Annotated in this window: 25 protein-coding genes; 3 read left to right on the plus strand and 22 right to left on the minus strand. The window is 72.3% G+C overall.

From position 1 onward, the window contains the following. Positions 1–20: 20 nt before the first annotated feature. From fabD to D1J60_RS36895, 16 genes are all read right to left on the minus strand, one after another. A complete protein-coding gene (fabD, locus tag D1J60_RS36820) occupies positions 21–968 on the minus strand; it encodes an ACP S-malonyltransferase (protein ID WP_125824847.1) in 948 nt (315 codons plus the stop codon). A 23-nt stretch (positions 969–991) separates the two neighbouring features. Further along, entirely contained in the window at positions 992–1,819 is an 828-nt protein-coding gene (locus tag D1J60_RS36825) for a 4'-phosphopantetheinyl transferase superfamily protein (RefSeq protein WP_125824848.1), read from the minus strand. Beyond that, on the minus strand, positions 1,816–2,178 hold the full coding sequence (locus D1J60_RS36830; protein ID WP_164721141.1) for an acyl carrier protein: 363 nt from the start codon (positions 2,176–2,178) through the stop codon (positions 1,816–1,818). The genes D1J60_RS36825 and D1J60_RS36830 overlap by 4 nt, the downstream gene beginning before the upstream one ends. A gap of 84 nt (positions 2,179–2,262) precedes the next feature. Further along, positions 2,263–2,847, minus strand: coding sequence for an NAD(P)H-dependent oxidoreductase (locus D1J60_RS36835; RefSeq protein ID WP_125599064.1), 585 nt, complete (start codon positions 2,845–2,847; stop codon positions 2,263–2,265). Positions 2,848–2,858: 11 nt separating this feature from the next. After that, positions 2,859–4,277 carry an MFS transporter gene (locus tag D1J60_RS36840; protein WP_125824849.1) on the minus strand — a complete coding sequence of 473 codons (1,419 nt, stop codon included), beginning with the start codon at positions 4,275–4,277 and terminating at the stop codon, positions 2,859–2,861. A gap of 148 nt (positions 4,278–4,425) precedes the next feature. Then, positions 4,426–6,744, minus strand: coding sequence for an SDR family oxidoreductase (locus D1J60_RS36845; protein WP_125824850.1), 2,319 nt, complete (start codon positions 6,742–6,744; stop codon positions 4,426–4,428). 2 nt (positions 6,745–6,746) lie between these two features. Continuing rightward, positions 6,747–7,691, minus strand: a complete 945-nt coding sequence (locus D1J60_RS36850) for an aromatase/cyclase (protein WP_125824851.1) — start codon at positions 7,689–7,691, stop codon at positions 6,747–6,749. Between the two features lie 50 nt (positions 7,692–7,741). Further along, positions 7,742–8,527 (minus strand): SDR family NAD(P)-dependent oxidoreductase, encoded by a 786-nt coding sequence (locus D1J60_RS36855; RefSeq protein WP_125824852.1) that lies wholly within the window; start codon positions 8,525–8,527, stop codon positions 7,742–7,744. Between the two features lie 82 nt (positions 8,528–8,609). Continuing rightward, positions 8,610–8,882 carry an acyl carrier protein gene (locus D1J60_RS36860; RefSeq protein ID WP_185899336.1) on the minus strand — a complete coding sequence of 91 codons (273 nt, stop codon included), beginning with the start codon at positions 8,880–8,882 and terminating at the stop codon, positions 8,610–8,612. A gap of 108 nt (positions 8,883–8,990) precedes the next feature. Continuing rightward, a complete protein-coding gene (locus D1J60_RS36865) occupies positions 8,991–10,208 on the minus strand; it encodes a ketosynthase chain-length factor (RefSeq protein WP_125595235.1) in 1,218 nt (405 codons plus the stop codon). Beyond that, complete coding sequence (locus D1J60_RS36870; protein ID WP_241253730.1) at positions 10,205–11,473, minus strand: beta-ketoacyl-[acyl-carrier-protein] synthase family protein; 1,269 nt, start codon at positions 11,471–11,473, stop codon at positions 10,205–10,207. The genes D1J60_RS36865 and D1J60_RS36870 overlap by 4 nt, the downstream gene beginning before the upstream one ends. A 37-nt stretch (positions 11,474–11,510) precedes the next feature. Beyond that, entirely contained in the window at positions 11,511–11,843 is a 333-nt protein-coding gene (locus D1J60_RS36875) for a TcmI family type II polyketide cyclase (RefSeq protein WP_125595233.1), read from the minus strand. Positions 11,844–11,887: 44 nt separating this feature from the next. Then, positions 11,888–12,535, minus strand: coding sequence for a TetR/AcrR family transcriptional regulator C-terminal domain-containing protein (locus D1J60_RS36880; RefSeq protein ID WP_125824854.1), 648 nt, complete (start codon positions 12,533–12,535; stop codon positions 11,888–11,890). Between the two features lie 66 nt (positions 12,536–12,601). Further along, positions 12,602–14,071, minus strand: coding sequence for an FAD-dependent monooxygenase (locus tag D1J60_RS36885; RefSeq protein ID WP_125595231.1), 1,470 nt, complete (start codon positions 14,069–14,071; stop codon positions 12,602–12,604). 256 nt (positions 14,072–14,327) lie between these two features. After that, entirely contained in the window at positions 14,328–15,176 is an 849-nt protein-coding gene (locus tag D1J60_RS38555; RefSeq protein WP_241253731.1) for a hypothetical protein, read from the minus strand. A gap of 76 nt (positions 15,177–15,252) precedes the next feature. Continuing rightward, positions 15,253–16,026, minus strand: a complete 774-nt coding sequence (locus tag D1J60_RS36895; protein ID WP_125824855.1) for a response regulator transcription factor — start codon at positions 16,024–16,026, stop codon at positions 15,253–15,255. A gap of 231 nt (positions 16,027–16,257) precedes the next feature. Here D1J60_RS36895 and D1J60_RS36900 point away from each other — a divergent pair, with 231 nt between their 5' ends. After that, a complete protein-coding gene (locus D1J60_RS36900) occupies positions 16,258–16,872 on the plus strand; it encodes a ScbR family autoregulator-binding transcription factor (protein ID WP_277607529.1) in 615 nt (204 codons plus the stop codon). Between the two features lie 178 nt (positions 16,873–17,050). Here the strand turns inward: D1J60_RS36900 and D1J60_RS36905 are convergent, their stop codons facing one another. The 4 genes from D1J60_RS36905 to D1J60_RS36920 all read right to left on the minus strand — a co-directional run bounded on the left by D1J60_RS36905 (position 17,051) and on the right by D1J60_RS36920 (position 20,484). After that, a complete protein-coding gene (locus tag D1J60_RS36905) occupies positions 17,051–18,016 on the minus strand; it encodes an SRPBCC family protein (protein WP_125595228.1) in 966 nt (321 codons plus the stop codon). Positions 18,017–18,092: 76 nt separating this feature from the next. Further along, the gene (locus D1J60_RS36910) at positions 18,093–18,365 is read right to left on the minus strand and encodes an acyl carrier protein (RefSeq protein WP_125595227.1); all 273 of its coding nucleotides are present in this window, start codon (positions 18,363–18,365) and stop codon (positions 18,093–18,095) included. A gap of 160 nt (positions 18,366–18,525) precedes the next feature. Continuing rightward, complete coding sequence (locus D1J60_RS36915; RefSeq protein WP_007268976.1) at positions 18,526–19,347, minus strand: AfsR/SARP family transcriptional regulator; 822 nt, start codon at positions 19,345–19,347, stop codon at positions 18,526–18,528. 312 nt (positions 19,348–19,659) lie between these two features. Then, positions 19,660–20,484 carry an AfsR/SARP family transcriptional regulator gene (locus D1J60_RS36920; RefSeq protein WP_125595226.1) on the minus strand — a complete coding sequence of 275 codons (825 nt, stop codon included), beginning with the start codon at positions 20,482–20,484 and terminating at the stop codon, positions 19,660–19,662. A 1,179-nt stretch (positions 20,485–21,663) separates the two neighbouring features. On the opposite strand from D1J60_RS36920, the gene D1J60_RS36925 reads away from it, so the two are divergent. After that, on the plus strand, positions 21,664–22,662 hold the full coding sequence (locus tag D1J60_RS36925; RefSeq protein ID WP_241253733.1) for a ScbA/BarX family gamma-butyrolactone biosynthesis protein: 999 nt from the start codon (positions 21,664–21,666) through the stop codon (positions 22,660–22,662). A gap of 51 nt (positions 22,663–22,713) precedes the next feature. Here the strand turns inward: D1J60_RS36925 and D1J60_RS36930 are convergent, their stop codons facing one another. Further along, positions 22,714–23,562 (minus strand): SDR family oxidoreductase, encoded by an 849-nt coding sequence (locus tag D1J60_RS36930; RefSeq protein ID WP_125595225.1) that lies wholly within the window; start codon positions 23,560–23,562, stop codon positions 22,714–22,716. A gap of 142 nt (positions 23,563–23,704) precedes the next feature. Between D1J60_RS36930 and D1J60_RS36935 the strand changes: the two genes are divergently transcribed. Then, positions 23,705–24,376: a ScbR family autoregulator-binding transcription factor gene (locus D1J60_RS36935; protein WP_125595224.1), complete on the plus strand. Its 672-nt coding sequence runs from the start codon at positions 23,705–23,707 to the stop codon at positions 24,374–24,376. Here D1J60_RS36935 and D1J60_RS36940 read toward each other — a convergent pair. Beyond that, positions 24,369–25,958 (minus strand): FAD-dependent monooxygenase, encoded by a 1,590-nt coding sequence (locus tag D1J60_RS36940; protein WP_347147222.1) that lies wholly within the window; start codon positions 25,956–25,958, stop codon positions 24,369–24,371. The genes D1J60_RS36935 and D1J60_RS36940 overlap by 8 nt on opposite strands. Positions 25,959–25,981: the final 23 nt, after the last annotated feature.

Here is a 25,981-nt window from a genome sequence, read left to right on the forward strand (position 1 = left end):
CCCTCTCCGTGGGTCGATGGTCAGACTGCGGTGGCGGTGAAGGCGTCCACCGCTCCGGCCAGACGGGCCGCGGTGTCCGTCGGGTGGACCCGGGCGCCCGGCAGGATCCGGCGGATCAGCCCGCCCAGCACCCGTCCTGGCCCCACCTCCACGAACCGGTCCGCGCCCGAGGCGGCGAGCGCCTGGACGGTCTCGGTCCACCGCACCGGGCTGGTGAGCTGGCCGCGCAGGGCGACGACCGCCTCGGCGGCCGTGGTCACCCACCCTCCGGTGACGCCGGAGACCAGCGGCACGGCCGGGTCGCGGAACTCCGTGGCGATCAGCGTCTCGGTGAACTCCGCCTGTGCCTCGTCCAGCAGGCTGGAGTGGAAGGGGCCGCCGATACGCAGCCACTCCACGCGGGCGCCGGCGGCCCGGGCCGCGTCGGTGGTGCGGGCCACCGCCTCGGCCTGGCCCGACACCACGGTCTGGCGGGGTTCGTTGTCCCCCGCCACCTCGACCACCTGGCCGGTGGCCGCCCGGGCCTCGGCGCACATCCGGGCCAGGTCCGTGCGGCTCAGGCCGATGACCGCCGCGGTGGCGCTGCCGATGCGGTCGCCGACGGTGGCGACGAGCTCGCCGCGCAGCCGTACCAGCCACAGGGCCTCGGTCCACTCGAGCACGCCGGCGGCGACCAGCGCCGCGTACTCGCCCAGGCTGTGCCCCGCCACGGCGTCCGGCCGCAGCCCCTCGCCGCGCAGCACCTCCAGTACGGCCAGGCTGGTCAGGAAGATCGCGGGCTGTGCCACCGCCGGGTCCTCCAGGTCCCGGGGAGACCCCTCCAGGCAGACCCGGGCCAGCGGGATCCCGAGCAGGTCGTCCGCGGTGCGGTAGTAGGTGTCGGCGAGGTCGGGCCGCAGGGCGAGCAGGTCCTTGCCCATGCCGGCGCATTCGGAGCCCTGGCCGGGGAAGACGAAGGCGGTGGTCATCCGGTCACGTCCTTACTTGCGGTTCAACTGGCGAGGACCGTTGCGTCCGGTCCGGGAGCGGCGGCGCCGCACACGCTGTTGCCCGTGGCCAGCCAGGTGTCGGGCACCCACCGGACCTCGACCGCCTTGGGGGCGGCTCCCGCCACCGCCACGGCGGCGGCGTGGTTGGCGTCGGCCGGGACGCCGACCATGGTCCAGCCGTCGGGGTGACGGTCGTGGTCGGTGCCCAGGTAGTCCTCGGCGGGCGAACGGCTCAACCCTGTACCGAGCCCCTTGAGGAACGCTTCCTTTCGCGTCCAGATCTGCCCGAACAGCTGCCGCCGCTCCTCACCGGCCTCGGCCCCGGCGATCTCCAGCTGCTCCTCGGGGTGCAGTGCCTTGGAGCAGATGTCCACCGTCTCGGCGCCCGGGAGTTTCTCCACGTCAACGCCGATCGGTGTGGTGCCGACGCCCACCATCGCCACGCCCCCGCTGTGGGAGAGGGAGTAGTGCAGCGGCGGCGGCGGGGGAGAGAGTGCGGGGCGCCCGTGCGGCTCGCCGCAGCCGGGGCAGGGCTCGCGCATGAAGCGGACGTCCTGGGGCAGCGTGGCCGTGTAGCGTCCGAGGAGCCGGCGCACCGCGACGTGGGCGGCGGCGTACAGCAGGCCGTCGGACTGGCGGATGAAGGAGTCGGTGCGCTTGCGCTCCTGCTCGTCGAGTTCGCCGATCGCCAGGGCCTCGGCGTCCGCTCCCGTGGGACGGCGGATCAGCCAGAGGTCGACGCGGTCCGCGGAGAGGGTGAAGTCGGGGCGCGCCAGGCCCTGGTGGTGCACCGCCGGGCGCGCGGCCGGCAGGAGGGTCGTCGTCGTCATGCCGGCACCGCTGCCCCGTGCAGGTGGGCGTCCGGACCGAGCTGGCCGGCGAGGCAGTCGATGAGCTCCTGGGCGCTGTTGGCGAGCAGCAGCCGCTGGAGGTTCACGTCGACGCCGAGGGTCGCTTCCATGCGGTACTGGAGTTCGATACCGGAGATCGAGCCGATGCCGAGGCATCCCATGGGGCGGCCCGTGGTGTCCACGAGGTGGGGCTCGATGCCGAGGATGCGGCCGAGTTCCTCGCGTACGTACTGCTCCAGGATCCGGGTGCGCTCACGCAGCCCCGCGGTGGCCAGGACCGCCATGTCGGGCCGGGTCATATGGACCAGGCCGGTGTCTGTCTCGTATGTCTGTGACATGTGAAGTGTGTTCATGATGCTTTCCGGGTCGGGGCGGACGGAGTCGCCTCCGTCCGCCCGTGGTCGGGTGTGCGGGGCTGGGGATCAGGCCTGGTAGGGGTTCTTCTCGCGGCCCTCGCGCAGGGCCGCGGCCCACCAGATGAGCTGGTCGAGCAGCACCTTGGCCGCGCCCTGCGGGCCCTCCGGGTCCTTGGGCAGGCCGTCCTCGCCGAACTGCTCCCACGCCGAGTGGAAGCTGACGCAGTCGCGGACGGTCACCGCGTGCAGCTCGGCGAAGATCGGACGCAGCTGCTCCACGGCGCGCAGGCCGCCCGCGAGGCCGCCGTAGGAGACGAAGCCGACCGGCTTGGCGCGCCACTGCGTGTAGTGCCAGTCGATGACGTGCTTGAGGGAGGCCGGGAAGCTGTGGTTGTACTCCGGCGTGACGACCACGAACGCGTCGGCCTGCTCGAGCCGCGGGGAGATCGTGGCCAGCGCCTCGGCGGTCTCCGGGGAGGGGTTGTGGGAGAGGGCGCTCGGCAGCTCGTGCTCCGTCAGGTCGATGACGTCGACGAGGAGGTCCGCCCGCTCCCGGGCCTGCTCGGCGAACCACTGGCCCGGGACGGGACCGAAGCGGCCCTCACGCACGCTGCTGATGATGACGGCGAGCTTCAGGGGTTCGTTCGACATGCTGGGCCCTTTCATGGACGAATTCGTGATGAGGTGAAATGAGGTGAGGTGGAGCGGGGGTTCCGCAGCAGGCCGCCCAACGCGACGCACGCCCCGGCCGCTCCCACGGCGATGACCAGCCAGAGCGCCTGGCTGCGGCCCGCCGTGTACAGCACGGCGGCGGGTGCCGCCGTGAATGCCGCGCCCGTTTGGACGCAGGTCTGGTAGAAGCCTCCCGCCGCTGCCTGCAGTCCGGCCGGGAGCGATCCCGTCGCCTGGAGGTGCAGGGCGGTGAAGGCGAGTACGAAGGCGGCTCCGACACACGTCATGGCGGGGAGCAGCCCGACGGGGCCCGGCTCGGCTCCGGCGCCCCGCGGATAGAGCGCGTACCCGAGCGGGGCGAGGACCGCCCCCGCGGCGACCGCCCGGGCGGGGCCCAGCTTCGCGGCGATCCGGCCCGAGTGCAGGGCCGTCAGCGCGAGCGGTACGGCGGCGGGCAGGAAGACGAGTGCCGTCCGCCAGGGCCCCCACCCGGCCTCGTGGAGGTGCAGGCCGGCGATGAGGAGGAAGGCCACGTACGAGCCGTTGAGCGCGGCGGCGCCGGCGGCGGACCGCAGCAGTGGCGCGTGGCCCAGGAGCTCGCGGGGCACCAGGGGCCTCGGCGCCCGGCGCTCGGCCAGGACGAAGGCCGCGCCGAGCACGAGCGACGCCGCGAAGGCCGCCGCCGCCCGGCCCCCTTCCGGCCCGGGGCCGGGGAGGTGCGAGAGCGCGTACACGAGCAGCAGGACCGCACCGGTGAGGCTGAGGCCGCCGGCCAGCGCGTACCGTCCCGCCCCCTTCGCCGACGGCCGCGGTGCGGGGTCCCGCGGGACCAGCCGCAGGCCGGCGGCCAGCAGCAGCAGCGCGACGGGCGCCGGGAAGGCCATGGTCCAGCGCCAGCTGAACACGCTCAGCAGCCCGGACAGCAGCAGCCCCGTGCAGAAGCCCGCGGCTCCGAAGAAGGAGTAGAGCGACACCGCCCTGCGCCGGGCCTCCCCCTCGGGGACCGCGGACATGATGATGGCGAGTCCGGTGGGCGCGGTGAGCGCCACGCAGAAGCCCTTGACCACACGGGTCGCGGTCAGCAGGGCGGCGTCCTGCGCCAGCGCCCCGGCCAGGGAGGCGACGGCGAAGAGGAGGAGCGCTGCCAGGTAGACCCTGCGGCGGCCGAGCCGTTCGACCAGTCGGCCCCCCAGGAGCAGGAGCCCGCCGAAACCCGCGGCGAAGCCGGTGACGATCCATTGGAGCCGCGGGGCCTCCAGCCCCAGACCGGCCCCGACGACGGGCAGGGCCACCAGGCTCGCGGACACTTCCAGGGCGTCGACCAGCATGTTGGCGGCGAGTACGGACACCAGGGCCCAGGGGGCCGGGGCCCGCTCGCCGACGGGCAGGTTCTTCGTCGAGGAGTGCATGCTCGCTTTTCGCTGGAGGGTGGGAAAGGGGAGGGGCGGCCCGCCGGGGAGGGTTCCCCGGCGGCCCGCCCCGGTGCCGGCGCGGCGCGGGGTTGCGCCGGCGGTCTGGAGGGCTCGCGCGGCCGTGCCTCGCGAGGCCGTGCCCGGCTCAGCCGAGCAGCGTGCCGCCCGTGACGTCGACGAAGGAGCCGGTGATCCAGCGGGCCTCGTCCGTGGCGAGGAAGGCCACCACGTCGGCGACGTCCTCCGGCTCGCCGACCCGGTCGAAGACGGACAGCGCCGCCATCTGCTCGACGGCTTCGGGGATCCCGAAGACCGGGTTGTCGTTCCGGGTGATTCCGGGCGCGACCGAGTTGATGGTGATGCCGCGCGGGCCCAGCGCCTTCGCGAAGTGCAGGGCGAGCTGTTCGACGGCCCCCTTGCTCATCGCGTAGGCGATCTCGTCCGGGTTGGCGAACCGGGTGAGGCCGGAGGAGATGTTGATGATCCGGCCGCCGTCGGGCATGTTGCGCAGCGCCCGCTGGATGAGGAAGAACGGGGCCTTCGCGTTGACCGCGAAGATCCGGTCGAACTGCTCGGGGGTGATGTCGTCGGGGCCCACTCCCCCCATCACACCCGCGTTGTTGACGAGGATGTGGAGGTCGGTGCTGCCGGTGCGCTCCAGCAGGTCCCGTTCCAGCGCGTCGAACAGGGTGGCCACGTCTCCCTGGACACCGAGTTCGGCGCGTACCGCGAAGGCGCGGCCGCCGTCCCTCTCCACGGAGGCGACGACCTCGTGGGCGGCGGCCTCGTCGGTGGCGTAGTGGACGGCGACGAGCGCGCCCTCCTCGGCCAGCCGGACGGCGGCCGCGCGGCCCATGCCCCGGCTCGACCCGGTGACCAGTGCGGTCCTGCCCGCGAGCCTGTCCACGCCGTGCCTCCGTCCTCCCGCCGCCGGTGCGGTGCGCACCGGCGTGACCCGGCCCCGCGGAGCGGGCCGCCTGGGGTCCGCTCCGGTGGCCGGCCCGAACCACCGCTCCAGGACGGCCGTGAGCCCGTCGTCCCGCGCCGCGTCCGTCCACGCGACGTGACCGTCCGGCCGGACCAGCACGGCCGTGCCGCCGGCCGCCGGCTCCTGGTCACGGGCGGCGGTCGCGATGCGGATCCGGTCCGTCCACGGCTCGGCGGCCGCGCGCAGCTCCTCGCGGCGCGCTTCGTCGCCGGGGGCGAGGAGGAGTACGCCCCGTCCCGCGCGCAGCAGCCCGAAGGTGGTGGCCGCGCCCTCGCCGTGTTCCACGGGGGCCTGGGGCAGGCGCCGGCCGAGCAACGGGTCGTCGCCCGGAGCGGCCCCGTAGCGGACGTCCAGGCCGGAGATCATTCCGGCCAGGTGGGCGCGGACGTCCTCGTGCGCCGTGAGCTCCGCGAAGACCTCCCGGATCGCGTCGACCTCGCGGCCGCCGAGCAGCAGCAGGGCCTGCGTCCTGATGTTGCTCCGGACGGCCTGGCCGACGGCGTGCCGTTCCTCGTGGTAGGTGTCGAGCAGGTCCTCTCCGCCGTGTCCGGCCGCCACGGCGCCCAGCTTCCAGCCCAGGTTGAAGGCGTCCTGGAGCCCGAGGTTGAGGGCCTGGCCGCCGATCGGCATCTGCTGGTGCGCCGCGTCGCCGGCGAGCAGGAGCCGGCCGCGGCGGTAGTGCGCGGCCTGGCGGGAGGCGTCGCCGAAGGAGTTCACCCACAGCGGTGTGCCGCCGCTGATGTCCTCCCCCGTGACGCGCTTCCACGTGTCCGCGACCTCCTCGAAGGTGGGCTGACCGCTGCGGGGCCGTGCCCCGAACTCGTGCACCATCACCCGGGTCACCCCGTCGGGGCGCCGGGCGGCGATGGCCAGCCCGTCCTCGAGCCGTTCGAAGCGGCGAGCCGGGATGTCGATGCCGGCCACGTCGGCGCGCAGCAGTTCCCGCTCCGCGTCGGTGCCCGGGAACGCGAAGCCGCCCAGTCGGCGCACGGCGCTGGTCTCGCCGTCGCATCCGACCGCGTACGCGGCACGGAAGGACGTGACGCTGCGGTCCGGTCCCCGCGTGTCCACGGTGACCGAGTCCCCGGTCGCGGTCAGCCCGGTGACCTCGTGGCCCCGGCGGACGTCCGCGCCCAGGTCCGCCGCCCACTGCCCCAGGACCTCCTCGAGGCGGGTCTGGGCGACCTTCCACTGCCCCGGGTAGGGGCCGGTCGCACCGAGGCCGAAGGGGATCCCCCCGAAGTGGCCGGCGGGGTCGTTGGGAATGTCGCCCAGCAGGTCGAGCAGCCCCCGGGACTCCAGGATCTCCATGGTGCGGGAGTGCAGGGTGGACGCCCGTGATTCGGTGGTCGGCGCGGTCAGCTTGTCGAGGACCACCACGTCTGCGCCCGCCAGCCGCAGTTCCCCGGCGAGCAGCAACCCGACGGGGCCCGCGCCGACCACGATCACCTGGGTGTCGTTGTAGTCCCCAGCCATGATCAGTCCTTGTTCTCGGCGTGGTTCTTGGCGTGGTTGAGGGTGGCGAGGCTGTTGGTGCTCAGTGCCGTGTGGACGTATTCCTTGGCGTCCTCGACCGTGGCCTGCTCGCCCAGGATCCGGGCGATGTTGGCACTGTTGATCGTGACCGTGTGCTGCGAGGACGCCGCGACACCCTCCGCGTTCTCCACGAACGTCCAGTAACCCGTGTGCAGCGTCATCAACGCCGGCAGCGTCGTCTGCTTGTACGCGATCTTGTGATGCGGGAACGTCACCCGGTACGACTTCGTCGTGTGCACCGAACCGTCCTTGGCCCGGGTGTCCATCTCCAGCTCCTGCAGCCCCGGAGTCTCCTCCGACAACCGCACCGACGCCACATGCGGAAGCCGCTCCTGCCACAGACCGGCCTCGTTGACGAAATCAAACACGTCCTTCGCCGAACCCGCGATCTGCACCGTGTCCTCGAACGAGAACGTCAGACCCTCCGCCGCGTGCGCCGCCTCCACGTTCGTCTTCAACGCGGCCAGCTCCGACCGCGAATTACGGTCCACCGCCTCATCGATCCACGCCAGACTCTCCGCGTCGTCACCCACCGCCCGGTAGTCATGCAGCAGCCGCACCCGCGACAGACCCTCACCCAGCTCCTCGATCACCCACGCCCCGCCCATCGACGCCACCGGCGGCGCCGGCACCTCCTGACGGAACGTGATCCGCAACCCCACCGGATCCAGCGACCGACGCGAAGTCCAGCTCTTCGCCTCACCATTGGCCGTCGCCCAGATACGGATCCGCTCCTCACCCGGACCCTCCGGCACATGATCGACATAAATCGTCGGCGGGAAGATCCGCGGCCAGTTCCCCACCTCCGCGATCAGACGGTAAACAGCACTCGCCGGAGCCGAGACCGTGATCTCATGCTCCACCTCACGCAGACCAGGCTGCGACATACATGACTCCTAGAAAGAGAAGGGAACGACACCCGACACACCAACGAAGGTCAGAAGTTGCCCAGACCACCGCACACGTTCAGCGCCTGCGAGGTGATCGAGGCCGCCGTGTCCGAGGCCAGATACCCCACCAGCCCCGCCACCTCCTCCGGCGTCGAGTAACGGCCCAGCGGAATCTTCGACTGGAACTTCTCCAAGATCGCCTCCTCCGTCGCGTCATACGCCGCCGCATACCCCTGCCGCACCCGCTGCGCCATCGGCGTCTCCACATACCCCGGGCACACCGCGTTCACCGTGATCCCCGTCGGCGCCAGCTCATTGCCCAACGCCTTCGTGAAACCCACCACCCCGTGCTTCGACGCCGAGTACGGAGCACCCAGCACCACACCCTGCTTCCCCGCCGTCGACGCGATGTTGATGATCCGACCCCGGCTCTTCGCCCGCAGACCACCCGTCGTCAACGCCTCACGCGTCACACGGAACACACTGTTCAAATTCGTGTCGATCACGTCATGCCACAGCTCGTCATCGATGTCCGCCGTCACACCACCACCCGAACGCCCCGCGTTGTTCACGACCACGTCCACACCACCGAACCGATCCACCGCCGCCTGGATCCAGCCCCGCACCCCCTCCCCCGACCGCACATCCACCGACGCACCATCCACCTCAAGACCCTCGCCCTGAAGCACCTTCACCGTCTCCGCAACGTTCTCCGCACTCCGCGCACCGATGAACACCTTGTGGTCCTGAGTGGCGAGGAGCCGGGCCACGGCGAGCCCGATCCCACTGGTGGCACCGGTCACCACGGCGACCCGCTTGTCCTGGTCCGACATGTGTTTCTTCTCCAAAGGAAGGGATGGAACGAGGGGAAACGGGCGGCCGCCACGTGGGGCGGCGGCCGCCCGGCAAGACCGGTCAGGCGTCGACGAGGGCGTCGCGCAGGGTCTTGTTGATGGCCGCGACCAGCGATCGGGGCGTGGAGTTGTCGCTGAAGATCTCGTCGTCCAGCGTGATGCCGAACTCGCGCTCGATGCGCCCGCCGGTTTCCAGCAGCGCCAGCGACTCGTATCCCAGCGTCTCGAACTCGTGGTCGAGGATGTCGCCGTCGAGGTCGATGCCCTCGTCGGCGCCCGCGCCCTCGAGGAGGATGCGCTTGAGGTCGTCAATGGTGAATTCCTGCTTGGACACGATGGATCCCTTCATAGGTTTTCCGCACCCGGAGGTTTTCGGCTGCGGGGTCCATGGGGCGCCCCGGCCGTCAGGGGCAAGCGACGGCGGCGGCGCGGGCTGGGGCCGTCAGTCGACGGCGCGCAGCACGACGGCGGAGTTGAATCCGCCGCGGCCGCGGGCGATCACGAGCGCGGTGCGCACCGAGGCCGTCCGGGGCCGCACGGTCACGAGGTCGATGTCGTGCGCGGGGGAGAGTTCCACGTTGGTGGTCGGCGGGATCAGTCCCTCCCGCATGGAGAGGACCGCCGTGACCACGTCGACCGGTCCGGCGCCCGCGTTGATCCGTCCGGTCATCGTCTTGGGAGCGGTGACCGGCACCTCGTGCGGGCCGAAGACCGCGGTGATGGCCTCGGCCTCCTCACGGTCGAGCCGAAGAGTGGCCGAGGCGTCCGCGAAGACCACGTCGACCTCGGCGGGGTGGCAGGCCGCGTCCTCGAGCGCCGTCACGATGGCACGGCGCAGGCCTGGCTCCCGGCCGCTGCCGGGCCTGGGGTCCAGCGTGGAGCCGTAGCCCGCGAACTCGGCGTAGACGGTACGGGCACCCCGGGCACGGGCGCTCTCCTCGTCCTCGAGGATGAGCAGGGCCCCTCCCTCACCGGGCACGTATCCGCCGGCGGCCTCGTCGAAGGGCAGGTAGGCCCGCTCCGGCTCGTCGCTCGTGGACATGAGCCCGCCGTTGAGGTGGGAGGCCCAGGCCAGGGAGCAGATCGAGGCGTCGAAGCCGCCGGCGGCGATCAGCCGGCTGCCCTTGCGCAGCTGGCGGCGGGCCTGGGCGAGGGCGTCGAGGCCGCCCGCCTGGTCGCCGACGACGACACCGGTGGGGCCGCGCAGACCGTTGCGGATGGAGATCTGGGCGCTGTTGACGGCGTAGAACCAGGCGAAGGACTGGTACGCGCTGACGTGCTTGGCGCCCTGGCCCCAGAGCTTGCGCAGCTCGTGCTCGCCGAATTCGAAGCCCCCGGAGGCGGCCGCCGTGACGACGCCCATCTCGTACGGGTCGATCTCCCCCGGTACCAGGCCGGCATCGGCGAAGGCGCAGTCGGCGGCGACGAGGGCGAGCTGGGTGACCCGGTCGGTCTGCGGGACGAGCCGGCTGGGCAGGTGGTCCGTGGGGTCGAAGCCGCGGATCTCCCCCGCCAGGCGGGAGGGGTACGTGGAGGCGTCGAACCGCGTGACGGGCCCGATGGCGTTCTTGCCGATCCGCGTGGCCGCCCAGAAGTCCTCCACCCCGACCCCGCTGGGGGCGGCCACCCCGATGCCCGTGACCAGGGTCCTGGCGCTCACGCGGTCCTCCTTTCGGGTCGGGTCAGCACCATCGCGCTCTGGAACCCGCCGAATCCGCTGCCGACGGTCAGCACGGTGTCGGTACGGTGCTCCCGCGCGATGAGCGGCACGTAGTCGAGGTCGCACTCCGGGTCCGGCGTGTGCAGGTTCGCGGTGGGCGGCACGATGTGGTGTTCCATCGCGAGGAGGGAGGCGGCGATCTCCATGGAGCCGATGGAGCCGAGCGAGTGCCCGATCATCGACTTGACCGAACTGACGGGTGTCGCGTAGGCGCTGTGGCCCAGGGCCAGCTTGTAGGCGGCCGTCTCGTGCCGGTCGTTCTGCTTGGTGCCGGAGCCGTGCGCGTTGACGTAGTCGATGTCGGCGGGGTTCACGCGGGCCTCGTCCAGCGCGACCGTGATCGCCTCCGCCAGCTCCCGGCCGTCGGGGCGCAGCCCCGTCATGTGGAAGGCGCTGGAGCGGGAGGCGTAGCCGGCGATCTCGGCGTAGACGTGCGCGCCGCGGCGGCGTGCGCTCTCCAGCTCCTCGAGGACGAACACGGCGGCGCCCTCGCCCAGGACGAAGCCCTTGCGGGAGGCGTCGAAGGGTCGCGAGGCCGTCTCGGGCTCGTCGTTGAGCGTGGTCGTGGCCTTGATCGCGTCGAAGCTCGCCAGGGTGAGCGGCGTGATCGGGGCGTCGGTGGCGCCGGTGATCATGATGTCGGCGCTGCCCTCCCGGATCAGGTCGACGGCGTGCGCGACCGAGTCGATCCCGGAGGTGCAACCGGTGGAGACCACGGTGGACGGGCCCTCGGCACCGACGGCCCAGGCCACGTCGGTGGCGAAGGAGCTGGGGACGAAGTGGTCGTACAGATGACCCGGGGCGTACATGTGGTCGACCGTGGCGAGCCGACCGTCGCCGCTGGCCACCCGGTACGCGCTGTCGAGGTTGCCGACGGCTCCGACGGCGGTGCCGATGCTGACACCGGTGCGGTGCGGATCGAACCCGGCGAGGTCGAGGCCGCTGTCGGCGACCGCCTCGCGGGCCGCCACCACGCCGAACTGCGCGGCGCGGCCCATGCGGCGGATCTCCTGCGGGGTCATCCCGTGCAGTTCGGGAAGGAAGTCGGCCTCGGCGGCCACCCTGGAGCGGAACGGAGCGGGATCGAAGAGGGTGATCCCACGTGTCGCGGTATGGCCTGAACTCAGCAGATCCCAGAACTCGCGCGTGCCGATGCCCCCGGGCGCCAGTACTCCCAACCCTGTGATCACTACCCGGCGAGCCACCGGTACGGCCCTCCCCTCGTATCGGCCTGGAGGGACGTCACTCGGACGCCGTCCAGTCGTAGAAGCGGGTGGCCATCGCGTCGGCGGGGCTGCGCCAGGTGGCCGGGTCGTACGGCTGGATGAAGGGCAGCAGGTCATGGCTGATCTTCATGAAGCGCGGGTCGTTGCGGGACTCCTGGATGCGCTTGCCGCCGTCGTCGTCGGCGAAGTCCTGGAGGTGGAAGTAGAGCCCCTTGTACATGAAGAGGCGTCGGCGCAGGGTTCCCATGCGCTCGGGCATGTCGGTCTTGTCGAACGCGGCGAAGAGCTCGGCGACTTGATCGCTCGACTTGCCGTCCATCCGGGCCACGATCAGGTTGCTGTGCTGCATCCGGTGTCTCGCTTCCGTGAGTCTGGGGTGGTGTGGGGCGTGGTTCAGGGCTGGTAGAGACGGACGAAGTCCGCCACTCCGTCGGCGATCAGTGCGTCCGCTTCCTCCTGTGGCAGTGGCAGGGCGCCCAGGAAGGAGCGCTGGACGACACCGGAGGGGACGAGCAGGATGAAGCGCTCCGCCGCCTGGTCGGCGTCCGTGATGTCCAGCAGGCCCCGGGCCGCGAGGCTGCCGAGCCGGCGGGCCAGCTCGCGGCGGGCCTGCCTGGGGCCGGTCGCCTGCCATTTCTGGACGGCCTCGGGGGGCAGGCGCGTGACCTCGGCGCTGATGTGCCGGACGATCGCGAAGTGCTCGCGGAAGGCCTCCAGCGGGGCCAGCCAGGCCCGGCCGAGCGCGATCAGGTCCTGTTCCAGGTCGGTGATCTCCGCGAGGTGGCTCTCGGCCACGGCCGCGAGGGCCGCGGCGACGGAGGCGGAGCTGTCCAGCAGTACGTTCAGGAGCAGTTGCTCGTGGTCGGGGAAGTGGCGCGCCATGGAGTGCGCCGGCACTCCCGCTTCCCGGGCGGTCGCCTCGGATGTGCAGCGCGTCCAGCCGTCGCGCGCCAGCACCGTGCGGGCGGCCCTGACGATGGCGCGGCGTTCCTCGGTGAATCCGGAATCGGCACGCGCCATCGCCGCCGTGGGCGTTGCCATGGGGTTCCTCCTCGTACGTGCTCGTCCGGCCGCCGGGTGCGCCGGCCGTCAGGGGTGCGCCGGCCGTCAGGGGGTCCCGAACCAGCGTTCGAGCGCCATCGGCAGGTCGTGGTGGCTGCCGGGCGCGGCCCAGGCCACGTACCCGTCGGGCCGGATCAGCAGGGCGGTGGTGTCGTGCGCCGCGCCGGTCCCGGACGCCGCCCCGCGGGGCCGGGCGGTGACGACGTCGACCCGCTCCGCCCAGGCAGCGGCGCGCTGCCGCAGCCGGGGGTTGTCCGCCAGGTCGAGGAGCACCCCGCGGGCGGGGCGCAGCAGTGCGGTGCTGGAGGTGGGGCCGTCGGGGCCGGTGAGCTCCAGGTCCGGCATGCGCCGGCCGAGCAGCGGGTGGCTGCCCCGGCCCACGTCGTAGGTGATCTCCAGTCCGGTGACCATGGCGGCGAGGTGCCGGGCGACGTCCTCGTACGCCATGAGTTCGCGCAGGGAGTCGCGCAGGGGCTGTACCTCCGCGCCGCTGAGGAACAGCAGTCCCTGGGCCCGGGTGTTCATCAGGAGCCGCCTGCCGACGGGGTGGCGCTCGTCGTGGTAGGTGTCGAGCAGGGCGAGCGGGGCCCGGCCGAGCACGACGGAGGCGAGCTTCCAGCCGAGGTTGACGGCGTCCTGGATGCCGGTGTTCATGCCCTGGCCGCCGGCGGGCAGGTGGATGTGCGCGGCGTCGCCGGCGAGCAGGACCCGGCCGCGCCGGTACTCGGTGACCTGCCGTGCCGCGTCGCCGAAGGCGCTGACCCACACCGGTTCGGCGGCCGAGATGTCCTCGCCGGTGAGCCGCTGCCAGGCGGCGGCGACCTCGTCGAAGGACGGCGGGCTCTCGCGCCGGCGCGGCGGGGTGCCGCGTTCGCAGACGACGATGCGGGTGGTGCCGCCGGGCAGCGGGCCCACCATGACCATGCCGCCGGGCAGGGTCTCGCCGATCATCCGGGGCTTGAGCTCGATGCCCTTGATGTCGGCGAGGTACATCTCCATGGTGGCCGCCGAGCCGGGGAAGTCGAATCCGGCCGCCTTGCGCACGGTGCTGCGCCCGCCGTCGCAGCCGACCAGCCAGCCGGCTCGCAGGGTGTGCGTACCGTCCGGGCCGCGGACCTCGACGTCGACGCCCTCGCCGTCGTCGCGTACGGAGAGCACCTCGTGGCCGCGCCGGATGTCGGCGCCCAGGGAGACGGCCCATTCCTCCAGGTGCGTCTCGGTGACGGACTGCGGCACGGTCTTGGCGGCCTGGCAGGCGCCGTCGAGGACGCCGAAGTCCAGGGGCAGTCCGCCGAAGTGGCCCTGGGTGCTGCGCTCGATCTCGCCGAAGCGGGCGAGCAGGCCGCGCTGGTCGAAGGTCTCCAGCGTGCGGGTGGTGAAGCCGAGCCCGCGGGATTCGCCCGTACGCCGCTCAAGGCGTTCGAGGACGACTACGGCGACTCCCGCCAGCCGCAGTTCGCCGGCGAGCATCATGCCCGCGGGACCCGCGCCGACGACGATCACAGGGGCGTCCATCACGTCTCCTTGAATTCAGCCTCCGGAGACAGTGCACCGGATCTTGACTACAAGGTTCTTCGGCCGCGAGCGGTCGTTCAATGGCGCTGGATTCAGGAGTAGGTCAGGTTCCACAAGGCCCGGTGCGGTGCGTCGGACGACGGAAAAGGGAATGTCAAACACCGGTCAGACGGCCGGATCCGGATGCTGCCGGAGGCCGTGCTGACCGGTGTCGGGTGCTGCTGGGTGTGGTGCCGCGGGTGTCGGGACAAAGGGCTCAGCTGCGGGCGGCCGCCCGGCGGGTGAAGCAGTCCCGGACGTCGCTCTCGTTGTAGTACGTGCGCCCCGCGCGGTTGCGACGGCGCCAGCGCTGCTCGCTCGCCAGCCGGTAGACGGTGCCCGTGGGCGTGTGCCACAGCTGCGCGATGTCGGCGGCGGTCAGCCAGCGCTCGGTGGCCGGCGCGGCCGGGGCGCCGGCTTCCCCCGCAGAGTCCATGGAGCGGCTGAGGGCGCTCCACCGGTCGCTGGTCCAGCGGTGTTCCGGGTCCGCGGCGCACACGATGGCCGGCTCGTCGGCGCGGGCCGCGGCGCGCACCGCGAGGGTGAGGGCGCCGGCGCAGCCGGGCTCGGGGCAGTCGCCGAGGCGGATGCTGCGGGCCGGGTCGGGGAAGGCGGCGCGGCGGCCGGCCCGTACCAGGCGGGCGATCTCCTCGGTGGCCTCGCCGGCGGCGGAGTGGGCGGCGAGCCAGTCGGCGTTGCGGAGCAGGAAGGCGGTGAGCGCGGCGACGGTGCGCGGCGGTGCGGGGATGCCGCGCTGCTGGGCGACGAGCCCGCTCCAGGAGCCGAGTACGGAGACCATCCGGGCCCGTACGTCGGCTGCGGCCCCGTTGAAGGGGAGGCCGGGGAACTCTCCGCCGGTGGTGCGCTCGCGCAGGCTGCCGGGGGCGGCGCCGCCGAGGACGCGTCCGCACTCCTCGTACAGGTGGGCCAGTTCCGCGAGGCCCGCGGCGAGGTGCTCGCGGCAGGGCCGGCAGAGCCGGCTGCCGTCGGCCGGGCGCCTGCGGGTCCGTCCGTCCGCCCGTCGGGTGCGGCAGCCCTCCCCGTGGCACAGCGCCGTCACTGCCATGCTCGTTCCCCCTCGGCTTGCGTCGTGCTCGGCGGTCGTCCTCGCGCGGCTGCGCGCGCGGGGGCGAGGTTCGGACTCAGGCGCCATGGCCGAACCGGAAGCCGACGCCCCGGATCGTGATGATCCAGCCGGCTCCGATCTTGTTGCGGAGCGTGCTGACGTGCGTGTCCACGGTCCGGCGGGACCAGGAGTCGCCCCAGACCTGCTGCATCAGCGTCTTGCGCGGGATGACGGTGTCGGGGTGGGACGCGAGGAGGTAGAGCATGTCGAACTCCTTGCGCGTGGTCTCCACGGGCTCCCCGTCCAGGGTCACCTCGCGCGTGCCCGCGTCGATCCGCAGCGGACCGCAGGTGATGGTGGCCGCGACGGGGCGGGCCGGCCGCGCCCGGCGCATGACCGCCTCCATCCGCGCCATCAGCTCGCGGAACCCGTAGGGCTTGACCAGGTAGTCGTCGGCGCCGGCCTGGAGTCCGAGGACCCGGTCGAGTTCGCTGCCGCGGGCGGTGACCGCGATCACCGGTATCTCGTGGGCGGCGCGGATGCCGCGGCAGACCTCCAGACCGTCCAGGTCGGGGAGTTCCAGGTCCAGCAGGACGAGGTCGGCGTCGGCGTAGCAGCGCAGGGCGTCGCTGCCGGTGGCGACGATCTCGACCTCGTGCCCGTGCCGGCGCAGGCCCCGGGCGAGCGTCTCCGCCTCGATCGTGCTGCTCTCCACGATGAGGATCCGCCACAGGGCCGACTGGGTCGGCGCGTGCTGTGGCGTTCTGAGCCCCTCGGCCGGCAGGAACCCCCCGTTCACGCTCGCGGTGGCCGTGTGAGGTTCCAGTACAGCGATGGTCCGCTGGTTCATCTGCCCCCCTCCCCTCAAGCTCGGTTGAGCCAACGTCCCGAAGATACAAACCGCTGCGTCGGTTTGTCAAAGCCCTCAAACTCCGGCAAGGAGCTTGAAAAAAGGATCAAATCGGGCCACTCGGGGGCACCAATCGCCGCCAAACCAGCCAGGAAGGGGCATCGTGAGCCCATTCCCATACCAACGGCGCGGTTTAATAATGGAAGGAAACTGATACAGGAGCTATGCGTGATGAAACAAGAACGCGCTGTCCGGACGCGTCATGCACTGATTGAGTCAGCCGCGACCGTGTTCGGGCGGCGCGGCTACGCGGAGGCGACGCTGAGCATGATCAGCGTCGGGGCCGGGGTGAGCCCGGGCGCGCTGCACTTCCACTTCGAGAACAAGGCGGCGGTCGCCCGGGCCGTCGAGGCCGCCGGGGCCGAGGCCCTGCGCGCCGCCGCCCGCGAGGTGTACGCGCGGCGCACGTCCGCCCTCCAGGCCCTGGCCGACAGCTCCCAGGCGCTCGCCGGGCTGCTCCTGGGGGACGTCGTGGCCCGGGCCGGCTTCCGGCTGGGCCGGGAGTCGGCGTACGCGTCCTCCTGTGCCCTGCCCCGGGAGTGGCACGAGTACGTGCACCGGCTGCTGGCGGAGGCTTCCGAGGAGGGCACCCTGCTGCCCGGTCTGAACCACCGCAGCGTGGCGGCCACGGTGGTGGCGGCCACCCTCGGCTTCGAGGCGCTGGGCCGCGACGACCCGCAGTGGCTCGCGCCGCGCACGCTGGCCGGCTTCTGGCGGGTGGTCATGCCCTGCCTGGCGGTGCCCGCCACCCTGCACGAACTGGACACCGCCGGGCGGGGGAGCTGAACGGCACGACGGCCCGCCACCGCGGGGGACACGGTGGCGGGCCGCCGCCAGGGGGGGAGCCGGTGGAGACCGGCCGGAGCCGGCGGAGACCGGCAGGGGCCGGGGGAAGCCGGCGGAGACCGGCAGGGGCCGGGGGAAGCCGGCCGGAGTCAGAGGCGCCCGGGGGCCCCGGGGGACCTCACACCGAGCGCAGGGTCCGTACCGGGTCTCCCGTGTACCGCGTCGCCGGCTCCAGCACGGCCCGGCTCTCGCGCCCGACCACCTCGCGCACGTACCGCCGCGCCGCGGCCAGTTCCGCGCCGGGGCCGGGGCGCCGCCCCACCGCCCGCTCGTCCAGCAGCACGTCGTGCCGACAGGACACGGTGACCCCCGACACGTCCGGCTCCACGGCCCACTCGCCGGCGTGCGCCGCGAGCAGCGGGTGCGGCCGGGTCCGCTTGAAGACGATCCGCCCGGCGGCCGGGAAGCACAGCCGCACCCCCTCGGTCGGGTAGGCGCGGCCGTCGTCGGCCAGGTTGACCAGCCGGGTGCGCTGCACGCCGGGCCGGTCCTCGGACACCTCGGCCTCCAGCACGTGCGCGACCCTGCCGGGCCAGGAGCCCAGGCCGTACAGGAACTCGTACACGGGCTCGGCCGGGCCCTCGATCCGTACGGACTCCTCGAAGGACACCACGAGTTCGTCGAGCCGCCGCCAGCGCTCGGCCGCGACCCGCAGGCCGCCCAGCGCGGCCCACGCGCCCTCCTCCGCCCGCGCCACGGCCCGTTCGGCCTCCGCGGGCCGGCCGCCGTCGAGGGTGACCTCCCGTTCCAGGGTCAGTCTCGACCAGCCGGGGGCGAGTTCCTCCACGCACCAGGTGCCGCCCGAGGCGGTGACGGGGGCGTCGGGGCGCTCCTCGCGGAAGCGGACGCGCCGCCCGCCGGCGTCCAGGCTCCGCCGCACGAGCGAGCGCCGCAGCTCCCCGCCGGCGTCGGCCCACCGGACGTACCGGTCGGCGACGCCGTCGAAGTCCAGCCGCTCGACGTGGACGGTGTCCGGTACGAACAGCGGCCACTGGGTGACGTCGGCCACCAGGGTGTACAGGGCTCCGGCGGGTGCGGCCGCGTCGACCGCGTATGACATCCGGTGCACTCGCTCGACAGACATCGGGGACACCTCTCTCAACGCTTGGCGCAGAGCCTGTCGGTGTCCGCCGGAGTGCGCGTCGAACGCCGCTGGAGTCTCAGACGGCGGCGCGGCCGGCCAGCGCGTCGTTGACCATGTCGAGGAAGAGCCGCGGGGTGTCGCCCAGTTCGAGGATCTCCCGGGCGAGCGGGACGGCGAACTTCCGCTCGATCGACTCGATGGTCTGGAGGATGGAGAGGCTGTCGTAGCCGATTTCGATCCAGTACAGGTCCTGGAGTTCCTCGGTCAGCTCGACGCAGTCCTCCTCGCCTCCCCAGATCCGCAGGATGCGGGTGAGGTCGGCGAGTTCCAGCCGGACCGTGGCTTGCATGGTTTGCCTCTCTCCTCGTCCGCCGGCGCAGCGGCTCATACCGGGTCGCCAGGAGCCTGACCGGCCGCCCTGGAGAGCCCCTCACGCCGGGGACGAGCCCCACTGGAGCCGCCGCGCCCACCCGCCCGGCCTCCCGGTCCCGGGGCCAGGGGGCGTCACCCTAGGCCGCGTACAGGTCGAAGGTGGAGCTGCGGCGCGGTCCGGCGACCACGTCCAGCGCCGGGTCCACCCGCAGCATCGCCTGGTGCAGGCGCTGGAGCTGCTGCGACGGTTCGACGCCGAGCTCTCCGATCAGCCGGGCGCGGAGCCTGCGGTAGACGTCGAGGGCGGTGGCCTGCCGGCCCGAACGGTACAGCGCGACCATGGCCTGCGAGTGCAGGCCCTCGTGCTGCGGGTTGCGGGCCATCAGCTCGGTGAGTTCGGCGAGCAGTTCGCTGTGCCGGCCCAGGCGCAGGTCGACGTCGATCCGCCGCTCGGTGGTGACGAGCCGGCTCTCCGCCAGCCGCAGCACCTCGATCTCCAGGATCGGGCCGACGCGTACGTCGACCAGCGCGGGTCCCTGCCACAGGTCGAGCGCCTTGCGCAGCAGGTCGGCGGCACGCTCGTCGTCACCGTCGTCGAAGGCGTTCTGGCCCGCGGCGACGAGTGCCTCGTACTCGTGGACGTCCACCGACTCCTGCGGGATCTGGAGCAGGTAGCCGCCGTGCCGGGTGGCGAGCACGTCCTTGGCGGTGCCGGGGGCCCCCGGGCCCATCGCCGTGCCGAGTCTGCGGCGCAGCTGGAGGATGTACGTCTGCAGGGTGGTGAGCGCGCTTTCGGGCAGGTTCGTCCCCCAGATCTCCTCCATGAGGGTGGGGACGGGCATCACCCTGCCCGGGTAGAGCGCGAGAAGCGCCAGGATCTGACGCGGCTTGCCCGCCGTAGGAACGATCGATGCCCCGTTGACCTCGGCACTCAACGGACCCAGAACCTGAATCTTCACGGTATCCCGTCTCCCCTCCATATTTCGTCGAGATACTCTCGGTTTTCAGTATTCGACCCGATGACGGTAAGCCAGCCCAGGGCAACATCACCGGGCACTCAAGCCGACATCGAGCGGACCTCCGAAACAGGCGAACAGACGGCGGATTCGAAAGACAGGATTCCGATTGGACGGTAAACCCCGTGCTCAGCCCGCTGATCGAGCTCGTCGTCTTTGTTCCGATCCCCGTTATGCAAATTAAATCTCAGGTCTTACCCAGCGCTTTCTTAAATCCTCGTGCAGCATTCACCGGGGGATCATCCGGCGCCCGGCTCAGCCGACCCGGGCGAGCCGCTTGCGGGCGTTCTCCGCGGATTCGGCGGCGGGCACCTCGGGGCCGCTCATGAGGATCGACCGCTGGAGGCTGCGCAGGGCGGCCGAGGGCTCGATGCCGAGCTCGCGCACCAGGGTGGCGCGCAGCCGCTGGTAGACGCTGAGCGCCTCGCCGCGCCGGCCGGAGCGGTGCAGGGCGAGCATGAACTGCCCGTGCAGGTTCTCGTGGATCCGGTAGCGGCTGGCCAGCACGGTCAGTTCCGCGAGCAACTCCCGGTGCCGGCCGAGCCGCAGGTCGGCCTCGATGCGCTGGTCGAGGGCGCACAGCCGGGTCTCCTCCAGGCGACGCGTCTCCATGTCCAGCTGCACCCCGCCGTCGACGTCGGCGAAGGCCGGCCCCGACCACAGGGCGAGCGCCTCCCGCAGCAGTCGCGCGGCAGTGGGGAAGTCCGCCGCGTCCATGGCCCGGTAGCCCATCCCGGCCAGCCGGTCGAACTCGCGGACGTCGCTGGTGCCGCCGCCGCTGTTGAGCATGTACCCGCCGGGCAGCGTGACGAGGACGTCCTTGGCGGTGCGCGTCCCGTCGGTCCCCTCCAGCGCGGTGCCGATGAGACCGCGCAGCTGGAGCACGTAGGTCTGCAGGGTGGTCCGGGCGCTGCGCGGCGGCTCCGTCCCCCACAGCTCCTCTATCAGCGCGGCCACGGGCACGACCTGGTCCGCGTGCAGCGCGAGCAGCGCCAGCACCTGCCGGGGCTTGGCCGCCGTCGGCGTGATGGAGACCCCGTTCTCCCGAACGGTCAGTGCACCCAGTACATCGATGTCCACGCCGTACTCCCCTGCTTCGTCCGTGGATGAGCCCTTGACTTTCGCTGGAATGAGCAAAAAACAGCTCCGCCGGTTTGTCAATACCAAACCGGATGTACCGTTTTTCGCCGTCCCGGCACCGCCGGATCCGCTCAAAACCCACCCTGACCTGCAACTTCATTGGTTCCAACCCTGCTGGAGGATGGCTTCAAGGTCGCCTCAGCCCGAAAAAATCCCCGTGAAACCCGTACAGGAGTGGCTTGAATGACCCCTTAACCGACCGCGCGGTTGGCTGATTCGCACCCATGGTGGGTAGGAAACCGCGTCCGGAGCGTGGCGAGCGCCACGCTCCGGACGGGCGAGTACGTACCGGGCTGGCCAACTACAAACCGCTTTCGCGGTTTGCCGAACGTGAATCCTGCTCGGCTCGCGCCGGAGCCGTGCCGGAGGGCCGCTGGAACCGCGCTCAAAGCGGAGGCGGAGGAGTCGCCTCGACAACGCGCCGGCCGCGAACCGTTCGGGCCACGCCCCAGGCGCCCCAGGGCCGCCCGGCCGCGCACCGGGCCCGGGCCCCTCGCACCGGCCATCCGTCGGCCGCTGGCCGGAATCCCGCGGGCCGTCCGGCGCCGCGCACCGGCCGGGAGACAGGCGGGTGACATCCCTCTTCGCGACAGCAATTCTCCGGGTGGTTCCGTCACCCGGCCCGGAAGACTCCCCTTCCAGCGCCGCGGCGGCCTCGCGCCCGCCCGCCCCCCGATCCCCGGCCGCCGGAGCTTCACCCGAGGTGAGCGGCATGGTGGGGGCTCCCGTACGACCTACTGAGGGACCAACGATGCCCGTTCGGGCCCCCGCCGGGGTGCCGGCCCCGGCCCGGCCGGCGAACGGCACACCCCAAAGGTGCGAAGCGAATCGTCCTGAGCGAATCGACGCGGGGGCTTCACCACCCCTTTACCGGGGGGGCATCGGCCGACTAAAGGATCACTCTTGGCACACTTGAGATCGTTCGCGGCCGATGGCGGAGATTCGACGCCGCCCAACGGCCCGAGACCAGGGCAAACACGGAGTCGCAGCATGGCCGGAAGGAATTCCTCCGCATATTCCGGAGCCAATCCTCGGACATCCCCTGGATAAAAAACCGGTTGGTATATATTTTTCTCGGCAGTCACACCTGTTACTGGCCAGCGCTGTCTAGGGGGAACAATGAGCGCGAGCACGTTTCATGTCGAGCGCGCAGCCATCTACGACCCGGCATGGCGGTACGCCACCACGACGTCGGAGCAGAACGGCTTCCGCTTCCCGTCTCTCACCGCCACCGTCCCGAAGGAACTGGTCCACCGCGCCTCCGTCGCCGAGGTCCTGCTCACGAACTGGCACCGCCTGGACGAGGCCCACTTCACGGTGACGGCGCAGTGGCCCCGCAGCCACAGCTTCTTCACCCCGGTCGCGGGCGGCTACTACGACCCGCTCATCTGCGCCGAAACGATCCGTCAGATCGGCAGCCTGCTGGGCCACGCGGAGTTCGGCGTCCCGTTCGGGCACCACTTCCTCATGTGGGACCTCAACCTGACGGTCCACCCGGAGCACCTGCAGGTCCGCCAGACGCCGGCCTCGCTCGAGATCGAGGTCACGTGCACGACGATCAGCCGGCGGGCGGGCCGGCTGACCGGGCTCGGCTACGAGGCGGTCGTCCGCCGCGAGGGACAGGTCGTGGCGACGGGCGGGGGCTCCTACACCTGCACCAGCCCGTCCGTGTACCGGCGGGTGCGCCCCGCGCACACCCTCGAACCCGGCCACCGCGCGCTGCCCCTGACGGCTCCCGCCGCGCCGCAGAGCGTCGGACGGCTGTCGCCGACCGACGTGGTCCTCTCCCCCATAGGCGAGCCGAACCGCTGGCAGCTGCGCGTGGACACCCTGCACCCCGTCCTCTTCGACCACTGGGTCGACCACGTACCGGGCATGGTGCTCCTGGAGGCCGCCCGGCAGGCCTCCGCGGCCGCACTGGGGCGCTCGTCCTTCCTCCCGCTCAGCATCTCGGGCGACTTCAAGCGGTACGCCGAGCTGGACGTCCCCTGCGTGATCGAGGCCGAGCGCCTGTACCCGGACATCCCGGGAGCGGAGGAAGCCGTACGCGTGACCGGCCGCCAGGAGGGCCAGGTCATCTACACCGCCGTCGTCACGGCGGCCGCCTACGGGCACTGAGCCCCGCGGCGGCCGCCGGCCCGGACGAGGACGGCCTCGGGTACGGCGGCCTCAGGGCCGCGCGAAGGCGGCCAGATGGTCGCCGGCCCACGCCCGGAAGGAGCCGGCGGGCCTCCCGGTCAGTTCCTCGACCGAGCCCCCCACACCCGCCTTGGCTCCGCGGCGCTGCCGGTCGGCACTGCTCAGCAGCGCCTCGACGACGGGCTCCGGGTAGCGCGCGCTCCACTGGGCGCGCGCCTGCGCGGCGTCCAGCTCCTCGAAGCGCAGCGGACGGCCCAGCAGCTCGGCGAGCTGTGCGGTCTGCTCGGCGGCGGTCAGCGCCCGCGGCCCGGTCAGGGCGTACGCCCGGCCGGCGTGCCCGGGCGCGGTCAGCGTGCGCACGGCGGCCTCGGCGATGTCGCGCGGATCCACGCAGGAGTTGGCCGAGGCCCCGTACAGGGCCCGCACGACGCCGTCCGAGCGGATGGAAGACGCCCAGGACAGGGCGTTGGACATGAAGGAGCGCGGCCGCAGCAGCGTCCACTCCATCCCCGAGCCGCGCAGGAGGTCCTCGTTCTCCCGCTGCCAGCGCGTGATCAGGTCGTCGGCGTCCCCGTCCTCCACGGCCGCCGCCGAGAGCTTCACGACGTGCCGTACTCCGGCCGACCTCGCGATCCGCAGGAACCGCGCGTCGTCGTCGCGCCCGACGCGGCTGGTGACCAGGAAGACGCTGTCCACGCCTTCGAGGGCCAGGGCGAGCGACTGCGGGTCGTCGTAGTCCCCCCGAACGGTCTCGGCCGTTCCGCTCCCCTGCGCCGCGCGTGCGGGCTGCCGCGTCATCGCCCTGACCCGAAGGTCCGGGGACAGCCGTCTCAGCACCTCACGCCCCACCGTCCCAGTGGCGCCCGTCACAAGAATCATCGTCCGTCCTCACTCATTTTTGGTCCTGCGGGGTGGCGGCATGGTTGGCGTCGGAGTTACCCGCTGTAAGATACGTACGGGACGGACGGTTTGCATCAGGGCTTCCGACGCTCCGCCGAAACCTGATGAAGGAGGAGCCACCGTGGCTGAACAGGTCCGAGCCATCCGCACGCGCCAGGCCATCCTGAGCGCTGCGGCCAAGATCTTCGAGGAGCGGGGCTACCAGGCCTCGACCATCTCCGAGATCCTCACGGTCGCCGGCGTGACCAAGGGAGCGTTGTACTTCCACTTCCAGTCCAAGGAGGACCTGGCCCTCGGCGTCCTCAACGCCCAGAACCAGAACCTCCCGCTGCCGGAGCGCGCCTCCAAGCTCCAGGAGATCGTGGACATAGTCATGCTGCACACCTACCGGCTGCAGACCGACCCCATGGTCCGCGCCGGCGTGCGGCTGACCATGGACCAGCGCGCCGAGGGGCTCGACCGCAGCGGTCCGTTCCGCAACTGGGCCGTCCCGGTCGGCGAGCGGCTGGACAAGGCCCAGCTCCAGGGCGAGCTGCTGCCGCACGTCGACCCCGCCGAGACCGCCGACGTGCTCGTGGGCGCCTACGCCGGCATCCAGTCGATGTCGCAGGCCCTCACCGACTACCGGGACCTCGTGGTCCGGGTCAGCGCGCTCATGCGCCACCTGCTGCCCAGCATCGCGCAGTCCTCGGTGCTCGCCTCGCTGCACCTTTCCGAGTCCCGCGCCTCCGAGGTCTACCACGAGGCGCTCCTGCTGGCCCAGGAGCGGGAGGCCGCCGGCTCGCTCAGCTGAGCCGGATCCCACGCCCGCCTCCCGCGGTCGCCGCGGCGGGTGCGCAGGCCCCGCCGCCGAAGTACGCCGACAGCGCGCCCTCCAGCGCGCTGCCGCCCGCGGACCAGGCCACGTAGCCGTCGGGCCGGACCAGCAGCGCCTCGTGCGCCGCGCCCGGCACCCTCCCGGTCCGCACCACGCGCAGGAGCGGCGCCCACGGGCGCGCCTCCTCCTCGTGGCGCGTCCCGTCCTCCCCGAAGAGGAGCAGCAGCGGCCGGCCGTCCCGCAGGAGGGTGACGAGGTCGTCCGCCCCGGCCCCGGCCGGCAGCCGGAAGTTCGGCAGGAACCGGCCCTCCCACGGGGACGGCCGTTCCGTGTACGCGGGGAGCACCGTCCCCTGCGCGCTGATCATGCCGGCGAGCCCGCCGGCGTCCCGGTCCGCGGCCAGCAGTCCCGTGAACACCTCGCGCAGCGCGTCGACGTCCTCCCCGGGCCGCATCAGCGCGAGCTGCGCGCGGGTGTTGTCGACGACCGCCCGGGCCGCGGGGCGGCGCTCCAGGTCGTAGCTGTCGAGCAGCCGTTCCCCCGCCACGCCGCGCACGGCGAGCGCCAGCTTCCAGCCGAGGTTCAGGGCGTCCAGCACCCCGGAGCTCAGCCCCTGGCCGCCGATGGGGAAGTGCACGTGTGCCGCGTCGCCCACCAGGAAGGTCCGTCCCGCGCGGAAGGTCCGGGCCAGGCGCGTGAAGTCGCTGAACCGGCTGATCCAGCGCGCCCCCGTCAGCTCGATGTCGCGGCCGGCGATCCGGGACACCTCGTCCCGCAGTTCCCGCGGCGTCGGCTGCCGTTCCCGGCCCTCGTACGCGCCCGCGCAGTCCAGCGTCCGGATGTGCGTCTCGCCGCCGGGCGTCCGCTTGGAGACGATCCAGCCGCGCGGGGTGCGCAGCCAGCCCTGCTCCAGGGCTCGCGGGTCCTCCAGTGTGGCCAGCCCGGCCAGGGCGGAGACCGAGGCCGGTGCCGTGTCGGAGGCGATCCCCAGCCGTTCCCGTACGGTGCTGCGGGCCCCGTCCGCGCCGACGAGGTACTCGACGCGGCAGGCCGCCGGGCCCCCGGGCCCCTCGACGTCCAGCCGCACGCCGTCCGGCTCCTGGGCGATCCCGGTCACGCGGTGCCCGCGCAGCACCCGTGCGCCCGCCGCCCGGGCCCGCTCCTCGAAGAGGCGTTCCAGCTCGGCCTGCGGCCGTTTGAGGACCGGCTCCGGCTCCCCCTCGGGCACGGTGATGACCAGCCGGTGGATCCCGGCGAAGTGGAACGCGGCCGAGGTTGCGCCCGCGTGCGTCCCGGGGGCGTCGCCGGGCAGGTACCCGCGCCGGGCGAGGCTCTGCACCGCCCGGGCGTGGAGCGTGGTGGCCTTGGGCCGCTCGGAGATCTCCGTGCGCTCCTCCAGGACCACCGTGTCGACTCCGTACCCGGCGAGCTCGGCCGCGACGAGCATGCCGACCGGCCCCCCGCCGACGACCGCCACTTGTGCCCGCAAAGCCATCCTCTTCCCCTCCCGACGCACCCTGCGGGCAGAAAATATACCGGCTGTCCCGTTCTTTTCAATCGCCCCGGGAGAACTAAGCTGCG

This window comes from Streptomyces sp. W1SF4 (assembly GCF_003950035.1).
Lineage (GTDB): Bacteria > Actinomycetota > Actinomycetes > Streptomycetales > Streptomycetaceae > Streptomyces > Streptomyces racemochromogenes.